At 74.3% G+C, this 12,535-nt stretch carries 9 protein-coding genes and 1 other RNA gene; 2 read left to right on the top strand and 8 right to left on the bottom strand.

What is annotated here, in order from left to right:
- Positions 1 to 32 precede the first annotated feature (32 nt).
- From ssrA to ftsE, 5 genes are all read right to left on the bottom strand, one after another.
- Positions 33 to 414, bottom strand: a transfer-messenger RNA (tmRNA) gene (ssrA, locus tag J5Y04_RS33020).
- A gap of 107 nt (positions 415 to 521) precedes the next feature.
- Positions 522 to 998 (bottom strand): SsrA-binding protein SmpB, encoded by a 477-nt coding sequence (gene smpB, locus J5Y04_RS33015; RefSeq protein ID WP_209416084.1) that lies wholly within the window; start codon positions 996 to 998, stop codon positions 522 to 524.
- A 93-nt stretch (positions 999 to 1,091) separates the two neighbouring features.
- Positions 1,092 to 2,237, bottom strand: coding sequence for a S41 family peptidase (locus tag J5Y04_RS33010; RefSeq protein ID WP_209416083.1), 1,146 nt, complete (start codon positions 2,235 to 2,237; stop codon positions 1,092 to 1,094).
- Between the two features lie 141 nt (positions 2,238 to 2,378).
- On the bottom strand, positions 2,379 to 3,290 hold the full coding sequence (gene ftsX / locus J5Y04_RS33005; RefSeq protein WP_148644608.1) for a permease-like cell division protein FtsX: 912 nt from the start codon (positions 3,288 to 3,290) through the stop codon (positions 2,379 to 2,381).
- Between the two features lie 72 nt (positions 3,291 to 3,362).
- Positions 3,363 to 4,052, bottom strand: a complete 690-nt coding sequence (gene ftsE / locus J5Y04_RS33000) for a cell division ATP-binding protein FtsE (RefSeq protein ID WP_148644607.1) — start codon at positions 4,050 to 4,052, stop codon at positions 3,363 to 3,365.
- Positions 4,053 to 4,401: 349 nt separating this feature from the next.
- Between ftsE and J5Y04_RS32995 the strand changes: the two genes are divergently transcribed.
- The gene (locus tag J5Y04_RS32995; protein WP_148644606.1) at positions 4,402 to 4,596 is read left to right on the top strand and encodes a hypothetical protein; all 195 of its coding nucleotides are present in this window, start codon (positions 4,402 to 4,404) and stop codon (positions 4,594 to 4,596) included.
- A gap of 92 nt (positions 4,597 to 4,688) precedes the next feature.
- Here J5Y04_RS32995 and prfB read toward each other — a convergent pair whose 3' ends face one another.
- The 3 genes from prfB to J5Y04_RS32980 all read right to left on the bottom strand — a co-directional run bounded on the left by prfB (position 4,689) and on the right by J5Y04_RS32980 (position 9,223).
- Positions 4,689 to 5,801, bottom strand: a complete 1,113-nt coding sequence (prfB, locus tag J5Y04_RS32990; RefSeq protein ID WP_209416082.1) for a peptide chain release factor 2 — start codon at positions 5,799 to 5,801, stop codon at positions 4,689 to 4,691.
- A gap of 79 nt (positions 5,802 to 5,880) precedes the next feature.
- Positions 5,881 to 7,137, bottom strand: a complete 1,257-nt coding sequence (locus tag J5Y04_RS32985; protein WP_209416081.1) for a serine/threonine-protein kinase — start codon at positions 7,135 to 7,137, stop codon at positions 5,881 to 5,883.
- Between the two features lie 217 nt (positions 7,138 to 7,354).
- Complete coding sequence (locus J5Y04_RS32980) at positions 7,355 to 9,223, bottom strand: serine/threonine-protein kinase (RefSeq protein WP_209416080.1); 1,869 nt, start codon at positions 9,221 to 9,223, stop codon at positions 7,355 to 7,357.
- A 426-nt stretch (positions 9,224 to 9,649) separates the two neighbouring features.
- On the opposite strand from J5Y04_RS32980, the gene J5Y04_RS32975 reads away from it, so the two are divergent.
- Positions 9,650 to 12,490 (top strand): FtsK/SpoIIIE domain-containing protein, encoded by a 2,841-nt coding sequence (locus tag J5Y04_RS32975; RefSeq protein WP_209416079.1) that lies wholly within the window; start codon positions 9,650 to 9,652, stop codon positions 12,488 to 12,490.
- Positions 12,491 to 12,535 lie beyond the last annotated feature (45 nt).

The following is a 12,535-nucleotide window of genomic DNA, read 5'->3' as shown; positions in this document are numbered from 1 at the left end:
GCGGTGGGCGGCCTTCGCTGTGCAACATGGGGTTGTGGAGATGCCGGGAATCGAACCCGGGTCCAGTGGAGTGGATTCAGGACTTCTCCGAGCGCAGTCCGCTGTGAGTTTCTCGGCCCTGGCAGTCACGCGGACAAGCCGCCAACAGGCCCAGCTGCTGTTTGATTTCCCATCCGCCCTCGCAGCCCGGGCGGACGGTTGAGTTCCCTAGATTATGCCAGGGTCCGGGTCGGGAACTCCCCGGTCTGACACCCAAGCACTCTTAGCTGTTATTAGGCAGCGAGAGCGAACTGCTGGGAATCGCGCTTAGAGTTGGCGATTATTTTTTTGCGACAGATGGTTAACGAGATCATTGCCGCGTTCCTCGGCTCGCTTCTCCTGTTTCGACGTCCCCTGTCGAAACCGATCATCCCCATGTTTTTTTGAGAAACAGCTCGGACGTTGCCGTCCGTGTTGCTGGCGCCATAGTACGCGAGGCGACCAGCGAGGGTCCAGCGGATTAACGCCGGCGTCGCCGGGTGTCAGCTCTGACGCCGGCGCGCCGCCGCCACCGCACGGGCCGTCTCGCGGGTGTCCTGCTTCTCCCGCAGCGTCTGGCGCTTGTCGTACAGCTTCTTGCCGACGGCGAGCGCGAGTTCGAGCTTCACCCGGCCGTCCTTGAAGTACAGCGAGAGCGGGATCAGGGTGTGGCCGGCGTCCCGGACCTTGGCCTCGATCTTGTGGATCTCGATCCGGTGCAGCAGCAGCTTGCGCTTGCGCCGCGCGGCGTGGTTGGTCCACGTCCCCTGGGTGTACTCGGGGATGAAGACGTTGTCGATCCACGCCTCGTGGTTCTGGATGTAGGCGTACCCGTCGACCAGGTTGGCCCGCCCTTCGCGCAGTGACTTGACCTCGGTGCCGGTGAGCACGAGACCGCACTCGTAGGTGTCGAGGATGGTGTACTCGTGTCGCGCCTTCTTGTTCTGCGCGATCAGCTTCTGTCCGGTTTCCTTTGCCATAGCGCGGCCATTCTCGCACCTCGGCCCGGTGCGGAGCAGCCCCTTTACCCGCGCGTCAGGCCCTCGCGCGCGCACGCGCCGGGCCCGGGTGCGTCAGGTCCGCGTCCCCAGGCCCGCCAGGACCCGCAGGGCCAGCTCGCCGGCGTCCTCGGAGCCGGACGCGGGCACGTCGGGGGTCAGGCCGGTGCCCTCCGGGGAGCGGCCCGCCGGGGTGTAGTAGCGGCCGACGGTCAGCTCCAGCACCGCGCCGTCGGCGAGCCGGCTGGGCTGCTGGACGGTGCCCTTGCCGAAGGTCCGGCCGCCCACCACGACGGCCCGGCTGCGGTCCTGGAGCGCGCCGGTGAGCAGTTCGGCGGCGCTCATGGTGCCGCCGTCCACCAGCACCACCAGCGGCGAGCGCTGGTCGCCGCCGGGCGGGGCGGTCAGCTCGCGGGTCCCGCCGCGCTCCTGGTACGAGCCGACCGGGCCGCCGTCCAGGAAGACCCCGGCGGTACCGGCGGCCTCGTCGACCAGCCCGCCGGAGTTGCCGCGCAGGTCCAGCACCACCCCGGTGTGCGGGCCGCGCACGGCGGCGCGCACCTGCTCGGCCACGCCGCTGGTGAAGGCCCGCACGGTGATCCGCAGGACCCCCTTGTCCAGGTGCTCGACCGCGACCTGCTGGCTGTCCAGCAGGGCACGGCGCAGCTGGACCTCGCGGATGCCGCCGTCCCCGCGCTGGACGGCGAGGGTGACCTCGGAGCCGATCCGCCGTTCCCCCTCGCGCCCGCGCAGCCGGGCGACGACCTCGGTCACGGGCAGGTGGTCGGCCTGGTCAGGACCGACCCGCAACAGCCGGTCGCCGGCGGCGATCCCGGCCTCCGCGGCCGGCCCGGCGGGCTGCACCTGCGAGACCTCGGTGACGCCGTCCTGCCCGCGGCCGACCGAGAGGCCCACGCCCAGGTAGCGGCCGTCCAGACCCTGGCTGAACTCGGCGTACTCCTGGGCGCTGTAGTAGGCGCCCCAGCGGTCGCCGTTGGCACCGATCAGGTGCTCGGCCTGCTGCTCGGAGAGCGCCGCCCCGGCCGGGTCCTGGCCGGCCGCGACGCCGGCCGCGACGGCCGGGGCCGCGTCCGCGGACGGGCGGTGCGGTGGCGCGCTCGGGTCGCCCCAGGCGCCGGTCGCGGCGCCGGCCAGCAGCACGGCGCCGAACACCAGGCTGAGGGTGGCCGCCTGGCGTGCCCTGCGCGGAGTTTGCAGCATGGCATCGGAGTGTAGGCGCAGCACGTGACGCGGCGGGCCGGAACGGCTGACGGCGGAACGCCGACGGCCCCGGACGGCGCAGTGCCGTCCGGGGCCGCGGGGGCGCCGGAGCCGGTCCGGGGCCGGAGCTCCGGGGTGGTGCTAGACCTTCAGGTACTTCCTGAGGGTGAAGAACGCCGCGATGCCGGCCATGCCCATACCGACCACCACCAGCAGCGGTATCACCGCCAGCACCGAGCTGAGCCCGATGAAGTGGATGAACTGGACCCGGTCGGCCAGCCAGCCCTGGACGAAGAAGTGCCCGCCGAGGAGGAGTCCGGACGCCATCACCGCGCCGAGCAGCGCGGCGAACGCGGCCTCGGCGATGAACGGCATCTGGACGTAGAAGTTCGAGGCACCGACCAGGCGCATGATGCCGGTCTCGCGCCGCCTGCTGTACGCCGACACCCGGACGGTGTTGACGATCAGCAGCAGGGCGACGAACAGCATCAGCACCATGATCACGAACGCCGCGGTCTGGAGGCCGTTCAGCAGGCCGAACAGGTTCTCCAGGATCTTCCGCTGGTCCTCGACCGACTTGACGCCGGGCTTGCCGGCGAAGGCGCTCTGGATGACGTCGTACTTGGTCGGGTCCTTGAGCTTCACCCGCCAGGACTGCGGGATGGCGTCCGGGCCGAGGACGGAGATGAGCGGGTTGTCCGGGTTCATCTCCTTCCAGTGCTTGTACGCCTCGGTGGAGTTCTCGAAGGTCGAGGACTGGACCACCGAGTCCATCTTGTCCAGCTGGGACTTGATGTCGGCGATCTGCGGGTCGGTGGCCGCGCCGTTCTGGCACTGCGGCGAGTTGCGGGCGTCCGACTTCGTGCAGAAGTAGATGCTCACCTCGACCTTGTCGTACCAGTACCCCTTCATGGAGTTGACCTGGTCACGGACCAGGAGCGAGGCACCGGCGAGGGCGAGGGAGAGCGCGACGCTGACGACGACCGCGATGGTCATCGTCAGGTTGCGGCGGAGACCCACACCGATCTCCGACAGGACGAACTGGGCGCGCATGCGTGTAACAACTCCAGGGTCGGTACTGGTCGGGCGGAACGGGCCGGCGGCCCACGGGTCAGCGCCGGAGGATCAGTGCTGGTACCCGTAGACGCCGCGGGCCTGGTCGCGGACCAGCAGCCCCTTGTCGAGCTCGATGACGCGCTTGCGCATCTGGTCGACGATGGCCTGGTCGTGAGTGGCCATCAGCACCGTCGTGCCGGTGCGGTTGATCCGGTCGAGCAGCTTCATGATGCCGACCGAGTTCTGCGGGTCGAGGTTGCCGGTGGGCTCGTCCGCGATCAGCAGCATCGGGCGGTTCACGAACGCCCGGGCGATCGCGACGCGCTGCTGCTCACCACCGGACAGCTCGCCCGGCATGCGGTCCTCCTTGCCGCCGAGGCCGACCAGGTCCAGCACCTCGGGCACCACCTTGTTGATGGCACTCTTGGGCTTGCCGATCACCTCGAGGGCGAAGGCGACGTTCTGCGCGACCGTCTTGTTGGGGAGCAGGCGGAAGTCCTGGAAGACGGTGCCCAGCTGGCGGCGCATGTGCGGCACCTTCCAGTTGGACAGCTTGCCCAGGTCCTTGCCCAGCACGTGCACCTCGCCGGTGCTGGGGCGCTCCTCGCGCAGGCACAGGCGCAGGAAGGTGGACTTGCCCGAGCCGGACGAGCCGACCAGGAAGACGAACTCACCCTTCTCGATCTCCAGCGAGACGTTGTCCAGGGCGGGACGGTTCTGCTTGGGATAGGTCTTGGAGACGTTGTCGAATCTGATCACGGCTGCATCACGGAGGCCATCCTAGGCGGCGCCTGTCCTCGGTCGGTCCACCCCGGGCGCCCGGCCCGGGGGCGGGCGGAAGGAGGGGGAAGGGCCCCTCCCGGCTTGGGACCATACGCGAAGCCGCGTCCGACTCGCAGGGGCGGCCCGTGACAGAAGCTGGAACTTGGGGGAGAATGTCCGGTTATGCCCAGAAAATTGGGAGGCATCTCACAGCCCGGGGGCCGGAACGGCCAGAACCTGGCAGAGTGGAGGTGGCGGCCGGGGTTGGCCGCTCCCCCGCACAGGGCAAGAAAAGGAACCAAAGCCCCGTCCGGTGCGTTGGCTGAGGCAGCGAGGAGGAGATCGCATGACCTGCGACCATCTGGTGTGCGCCAACTGCAACGGCCGCGTGAGCGATGGCCGGTGCCCGGTGTGCCGCGCCAACCGTGCCCGGCTGCAGGAGCAGCAGGGCCCGTTCGGTGTGCTCTCCCCCGCGATGCTGCTTGCCCTTTTGGCCGGCCTGCTCGCGGTGGCGCTGATCGCCCGGCAGGCACTGGCCTGACCCCGGAAGACGTACGCGAAGGCCCCGACGGATCACCGTCGGGGCCTTCGTCGTGTCACGGCAGGCGGGTCGTGACCCGCCTGCCGTGACCACTACTGCGCGGCGGTCTCGCGCTGCTTGCGCCACCGGATGCCGGCCTCGATGAAGCCGTCGATGTCGCCGTCCAGCACGCCCTGCGGGTTGCCGACCTCGTACTCGGTACGGACGTCCTTGACCATCTGGTACGGGTGCAGCACGTAGGAGCGCATCTGGTTGCCCCAGGAGCTGCCGCTGTCCTTGAGCGCGTCCATCGCCGCGCGCTCCTCCTGGCGGCGCCGCTCCAGCAGCTTGGCCTGGAGGACGTTCATCGCCGAGGCCTTGTTCTGGATCTGCGAGCGCTCGTTCTGGCAGGAGACCACCACGCCGGTCGGGATGTGCGTGATGCGCACCGCCGAGTCGGTGGTGTTGACGCCCTGGCCGCCGGGGCCGGAGGCGCGGTAGACGTCGATGCGCAGCTCCGACTCGTCGATGTCGACGTGGTCGGACTGCTCGACGACCGGGAGCACCTCGACACCGGCGAACGAGGTCTGCCGGCGGCCCTGGTTGTCGAAGGGCGAGATGCGGACCAGGCGGTGGGTGCCCTGCTCGACCGAGAGGGTGCCGTAGGCGTACGGGGCCTTGACGGTGAAGGTCGCGGACTTGATGCCGGCCTCCTCCGCGTACGAGGTGTCGTACACCTCGGTCGGGTACCCGTGCCGCTCGGCCCAGCGCAGGTACATGCGCATCAGCTGCTCGGCGAAGTCGGCGGCGTCCACGCCACCGGCCTCGGCCCGGATGTTGATCAGCGCCTCGCGGGCGTCGTACTCGCCGGAGAGGAGCGTGCGGACCTCCAGCTCCTCGACCGCCTTCATGACGGAGGCCAGCTCGTTCTCGGCCTCCACCCGGGTGTCCGCGTCGTCCTCGGCCTCGGCCAGTTCGAACAGGACGCCGAGGTCGTCGATGCGGCTGCGCAGGTTCTCGACCCGGCGCAGTTCACCCTGGAGGAAGGAGAGCCGGCTGGTCACCTTCTGCGCGTTCGCGAGGTCGTCCCACAGGTCGGGGGCGGCTGCCTCCTCCTCCAGACGCGCGATGTCGGCCCGGATCTTGTCCAGGTCGAGGACGGCCTCGATCGACCCCATGGTCGTTTCGAGGTTCTTGAGCTCTTCGGAAGGATCGACGGCTGCCACGCACCCAGGGTAATGCCCCCGGGGGGGCTCCTGGCGACACCGGGTGCATCCGGTGCTTCGACCGGGCGCCCGCGATCCCCTACGGGGCCCGCTGCGGTGCGGAGTGCACCACCGGACGGGGCGGCTTCCCGGTGTCCGGCGCGGTGGCGGCGAAGGCGGTCCAGGCGGCGGCCGCACCGGCCAGCAGCAGGACCGTGGCCAGCAGGACGGCCAGCATCCGGCGGCGGCGCAGCAGCGCCTGGCGGTCCCGCCGGTGGGCCGCGGGGACGGTGCGCTGGGCCCGGGACTCGGCCGCGTAGGAGGCCAGCTCCTGGGCCGAGGGGCGGCGCAGGCTGGTGTGCGTGTCGCGGGTGGAGTCCGGTGCGGCGCCGGGCACCAGCGGGACGGCCGGGCCGCGGCGCCGCTTGTGGGTGCCGGGGCCGGCGTCCACCTCGGCGTACACGGCCTCGCCGGGGGTCAGCAGCTCCTCGGCCGGGGCCCGGCCCTGCTGCGGGACGGCCAGCACCGGGAGCCCGGCCAGGGCGGGCAGCTGCTCGCGCAGCCGCGCGGCCAGCTCGGCGGCGCGCAGCCGGGAGGCCGGGGCCTTGGCCAGGCACTCGGAGATGATCCGCCAGAGGCCGTCCGGCAGGCCGGGGACCGGCGGCACCTGCTCGGTGACGTGGCGGCGCAGCACCGCGCCGGTGTGCCCGCCGCCGAAGGGGGTGGAGCCGGCCAGCAGCTCGTAGAGGACGGTGGCGAGGGCGTAGATGTCGACCGCGGCGCGCGGCTCCAGGCCCTCGATGATCTCCGGGGCGAGGTAGTCGGGGGTGCCGATGATCCGGGTCGCGCGGGTCCGGCGGGGGGCGTCGACCAGGCGGGCCACGCCGAAGTCGGTCAGCTTGGCGCGCGGGGCGCCACCGGGTCCGGGGGCGGCGGCGAGGTCGAGCAGGACGTTCTCGGGCTTGACGTCGCGGTGCACGATCCCGGCGGCGTGCGCGGCGGCCAGGCCGTCGGCGACGTCCGCGATGACCGAGACGGCGGTCTGCGGCGCGAGGGCGCCGTCGCGCTCCAGGCGGGAGCGCAGGTCGGTGCCCTGGACCAGTTCCATCACCAGGGCGAGGTCGCTGCCGTCGACGACCATGTCGCGCACGCCGACCACCCGGGGGTGGTCGAGGCTGGTCAGCGCGGCGCGTTCCTGGACGAAGCGGCCGACCAGCACCTGGTCGGCGGCGAGGTCCTCGCGCAGCAGCTTGACCGCCACCGGGCCGTCCGGCCCCTCGCCGAGCCAGACCGTCCCGGCCGAGCCCCGGCCGATCACCTGGTGGACGGTGTAGCGGCTGCCGATCTTGCGTGCCAATGCTGCTCCGTGGGCGGCGGGAGCGCGCCGGGAGGGTCCGGAGCGCTCGGTGGGGCGGGACAACAGCGACCAACCTACGCGCCCGGACCCCCTCCGCGGGCCGCCTGAGGGGGTCCGGCGGGCACTGACGGGCGATAAATATCGGAAATTGTCGACAAAGCGTCAATGTTGCTGCCTGGGCCCGGCGTCCGGAGTGCGCAACGGGCCCCGCGCGCCACTACTTCGACCCGAGGACGCTGCTCACCCAGTCGCTCGCGCTGTTGAACCAGCCCTGGACGTTGTCCCAGTACTGCGGCAGCGGCGTGAAGTTCCACAGCGCCACCGCGGCCACGGCCAGCACCAGCAGGACCATCAGGCAGCCCTTCAGGCAGCCGAGGCCCGGGATGTACATCCGGTTGCGGCTGCGCGGGCGCCGCTCGCGGGGCGCCGCCTCCCGTCGGGCCGGCTGCGGCGGCGCCTCCCGGCGCTGCGGGGGTTCGCGGTGCTGCGGCGCGGGCGGCTCGGCCCGGCGCGGCGCGGGCTGCGGCGGCGCGGCCTGGTAGCCCTGCGGCGGTCCGGCCGGGGGCTGCTGGGGGCCCGGCCGGCCGTACGGCTGCGGGGCCTGGTAACCCTGCGGCGGCCGGCCGCCCTGCGGGGGCTGGTTGTAGCCGCCGGGCGGCTGCGGGCGGCCGCCCTGCCCGGCCTGGAAGGGCGGCGGGGCCACCGGCGGGCGCTGGGCGTACCCGGGCGGCGGGGCCTGCCGGTACCCGCCCGGGGGCGCCTGCTGCGGCTGGTAGCCCTGCGGGCCCGGCGGACGGCCGCCCGCCTGGCCCCCCTGACCGGCCTGGAAGGGCGGCGGGGCGACCGGCGGGGCCTCGAAGTCCTCCGGGTCGAAGTAGCCGATCTCGGTCTGCTGGTTGCGGTCGCGGGCGGCCCGCAGCTGGGTCTGCCACGGGTGCGGCGCCTCCGGCTGCGGCGGCCCGGCCGGGGCCGGCGGCACGGCGGTGGGCGGCATCACCTGGGTGCGGTCCGCCGCGCCGTACGGGGCGGGCGGCGGCTGGGTGCCCATCACCGCGGTCGCGGCGGCCGGGTCGTACTGCTGGCCGGGCTGGACCGCCGGGCCGGACGGGAGCACCTGGGTGCGGTCCTCGGCGGGCGCACCGCCGGGGACGGCGGACGGCACCGCGGCCGGCTGCGGGTCCGGCAGCAGCAGCGCGCCCACCGCGAGCGCCGCGTCCACCGCGGCCGGCGAGGCGTGCACGCCGACCCCGGCGGCGACCACGCGCAGCGCGCGGGCCAGCGAGACGGCGCTCGGGCGCTGCGCCGGGTCCTTGCGCAGGCAGCGCTCGATCACCGTCCAGAGCGGGTCGGGCATGGTGGACGGGCGCTGCGGCTCCTGCGCCAGGTGCGCCTGGAGGACCGCCAGCGGACCGTCGCCCTGGAACGGCTGCCGGCCGGTGACCAGCTCGTACAGCATGATCCCGGCGCCGTACACGTCCACCGCGGAGGTCTGCGGGCGCCCCTCGGCGGACTCCGGCGCGACGTAGGCCGGGGTGCCGACGAACTCGTGGGTGCGGGTGATGCCCGGGGAGTCGGCGAGCCGGGCGATGCCGAAGTCGGTCAGCAGCGGGTGCATCTGCTCGGTGCCGTCCACCACGGTGGTGGCGAGCAGCACGTTGGCCGGCTTGAGGTCGCGGTGGACGACGCCGTCGGCGTGGCTGGCCGCCAGCGCGTCGGCGACCTGCGCCATCAGCAGCGCCCCGGCGATCGGGCTGAACGGGCCGTTGCCGCGCAGGTAGCGGGCCAGGTCGGGGCCCTCGACGAGGTCCATCACCAGGGCCAGCAGCTCGCCCTCGACGACCAGGTCGCGGACCTTGACGATGTTGGGGTGGGTCAGCCGCAGCAGCAGCGAGCGCTCGCGCAGGAAGCGCATGACCACGTCCGGGTCGGCCGCCAGCTCCTCGCGCAGCACCTTGATCGCGACCGGCTGCCCGGGCTCGCTGCCGGGCACCGCGACGTCCGCGCGCACCCGTCCGCGCCAGACGGTGCCGGTGGCCCCCCGTCCGAGGGTCTCCTCAAGCAGATACTTGCTGCCGACTGGCCGCACCTGTCGCACTCCTCGCCGTGCCGCCCGCGCGGGGCGCTCCTCCGCCGGTGCGGTGAGCCTGCCGGGCCCGTGTTCCGGCCACTCTAACGGTGTCCGTTCGCGATTTTGAGGCGACCGGCGAGGGGTTCGGCGCGGCTCCGGGGGACATCCCCCGGGGAGGTTCCCGGAGGCCGCCGGCCGGGGCCGGGACGCCTCGGTTGACCTGACTCCCCGTCGCCCCCACCATGGCGATGATCGCAAGATCGTCAAATCCTGTACCGCGCGCGGACTGTCGGTGACGGATGGCAGGATGACACTCGCCACTCTTGTGGCCCAATGCCGTCGCGGCGGCCCGCAGGGCGTCAGGCGCCGGCGGGCAGGCAGCACGGCCCGGGCAACGAGCGTCGGTACCAGGCGTCACCACCAGCAGAAGGGACCGCGGGCGAGATGCAGATCCGGCTGACCGTCCTCCGACCGCGCAGCGGCCCGGCAGCCGCCGGATCCGCCATCCCCTACGTGGACGTGCTGGTCACCGCTCCCGTCGGCACCGCGCTCGGCTCCCTCGCGGGTGCCCTCGCGGGCGCCGTGGGCGTGCGCGGCCCACGGGCCGCCACCCACGTACACCTGTACGCCGGGGCGCACCGGGTGGACGAGCACACCCTGCTCGGCCACCCCCCGCTGCTCGACGGCGCCGTGCTCAGCCTCAACGAGCCCGACCCGACCGCCGACGACCCCGACGACGGCGCGGCCGCCGCCGAGCTGCGGGTGGTCGGCGGCCCCGACGCCGGCGGCGTCCACCGCCTGCACGGCCGGGAGATCCGGGTCGGCCGCTCCGGCGAGGCCGACGTCCCGCTCGACGACCCGGACGTCTCCCGGCTCCACCTCGCCCTCCACCTCGGCGAGGACGGCCAGGTCACCGTCCGCGACCTCGGCTCCACCAACGGCACCACCCTGGACGGCCGGATCGTCCCGCCCGGACCGGCCGAGGAGGCCGTCCCGCTCGACGGCGCCGGCCTGCTGCGGATCGGCGAGTCCACCCTCCAGGTCGCGGCCCCGGATCTCCGGGACGGCTCCGGGGCGCCCGCCCGCGCGGCGCTCCCCGACGGCCACGGCCACCTCCAGCTCGCCCCGCCCGCCCCGGCCCGGCCCGCGCCGCCCGTGGCCGAACCGCCCGCCGCCCCCGAGCCCGCGGCCGGCCGCACCCGCGGCCTGCTCTCGCTCCGGCTCGGCCGCGCCGCCGCCGAACCGCCCGGCCAGGAGAGCGCCGAGCGCCACCACGCAGCCGTCCGCACCCGGCAGGCCGCCGCCCAGCGCGAGCGCTGGCCCGACCTCGCCACCCTCCTGCTCAACGCCCTCGGCCCCGGCCCCCGGCTCTGGGAGCGCGGCCCCGGCCACCCCGACGCGCTCACCCTGCGCCTCGGCACCGCCGACCGCCCCGGCGGCCCCGGCACCTCCCCCGGCACCCTGCTGCCCGCCGTCCCGGTCACCCTCGACCTCCAGACCGCCGGGAGCCTCGGCCTCAGCGGCCCGCGCGAGCGCCTCGACGCGCTCACCCGCGCCGTCGTCGCCCAGCTCGCCGCCCTGCACCCGCCCACCGGCCTCAGCCTCGTCGTGGTCGACGCCGACCCGGCCCGGCCCGCGCAGGACCGCGCCGACACCTGGGCCTGGGCCCTCTGGCTGCCGCACCTGCGCCCCACCGACGGCCAGGACTGCCGGCTGCTGATCGGCCTGGACGACGACCAGGCCACCGCCCGCCTCACCGAGCTCACCGCCCGGCTCAGCGGCCCGAGCGGCCTCGGCGGCCACCCCGCCACCGTCGTCGTGGTCGACGGCCGCCCGGCCACCGAGGCCGCCCGGCACGCGCTCGACCTGCTGCTGCGCCAGGGCCCGGCCGTCGGCATCTTCCCGGTCTGCCTCGCCGAGCAGCCCGAACTGCTGCCCCGCGGCCTCGGCGCCACCGCCCTGATCACCGGCGAGGTCGGCACCCAGCTCTCCCTCGACCGGCCCGTCGCCCGCGGCCGCGAGACCCTGCACGAGGTCTCGCTGGACGCCGTCTCCGACGCCTGGGCCGAACGGCTGGCCCGCGTCCTCGCCCCGCTGCGCGAGGCCGTCCCGGCCGCCCGCGGCCCGCTGCCCGACGCACTGCGCCTGCTCGACCTGCTCCAGCTCGACACCGTCACCCCCGCCAAGCTCTCCGCCCGCTGGGCCGCGCACGCCGGCGGCATCGGCGCCGCCACCGCCCTGCTCGGCACCACCCGGGACGAGCTCTGCACCCTCGACCTGGCCGACCCCGAGCTCACCCTCCCCTCCCCCGACCCGGGCGGCCCGCACCTGCTCATCGGCGGCGGGCGCGGCTCCGGCAAGACGGAGCTGCTGCGCACCCTGGTCGCCTCGCTCGCCGTCTCCGAGCGGCCCGAACGGCTGGCCGTCACGATCATCGAGGGCCGGGCGGTGGAGGACGGCCTGGACGGCTGCACCGAGCTGCCGCACGTCACCGGCCACCTGAACGCCGCCACCGACCCGCGGGCCGCACTGCTCGCCGCGGAGTCCCTGGAGGACGAGCTCGCCCTTCGAGAGCGGCTCTTCGACGGGCTGGACTTCGCCTCCTGGCACGCGGCACGCATCCTCGACGGGGAGCGGGGCCCGGACGACGAGCAGGACGCGGACCGCCCGGCCGTCCCGGTGCCCGTCACCGTCGGCGCGGCCGGCACCACGACCGCCGCCCGGGTCGTCCAGCCGCGCAGCGGCGACTCCCCCCGGCCGGCCCCCGCCGCCGCGCCGGTGCCCGCCCGGCTGGTCGTCGTGGTGGACGACTACGACGCCCTGCTCGCCCCCACCTCCCCGGCCGGCCGCCCGCTCGCCCGGGCGCTGGCCGCCGTCGCCCGCCGCGGCGGCCCGCTCGGCGTGCACCTGGCCGTCACCACCGGCCGCCCGGAGGAGAGCGCAGGCACCGAGGTCGACGAGGCCGCGCTGCTCCGGATCGCCCTGCGCACCGACGACCCCGCCGACTCGGACCTGCTGATCCACCTCGGTGACGCCGCCGCGCTCGGCGAGGACACCCCCGGCCGCGGCTACCTGCGGCTGCCCGACGGGGGCGTCACCGCGTTCCAGGCCGCCCGGATCAGCGGCCGCATCCCGCGCACCGCGACCCTGCGGCCGACCGTCGTCGCCATAGACCCGCTCCAGCTCGGGGCCCCGCCGGCCCGCCGGCCGGTCCGCGAGCTGGGCAACGGGCCGACCGACCTGGCGCTGCTCGCCAGCGCGCTCCAGCGGGCCGCCGGGCGCTGACCCGTCGGCACGCCGGGTACCGGGGTCGGATACCGGGGGTCGGAC

This window comes from Kitasatospora sp. RG8 (genome assembly GCF_017813315.1).
Lineage (GTDB): Bacteria > Actinomycetota > Actinomycetes > Streptomycetales > Streptomycetaceae > Kitasatospora.
The sequence above is the reverse complement of the archived record's forward strand: the minus strand, read 5'-3'. Positions and strand labels throughout refer to the sequence as shown.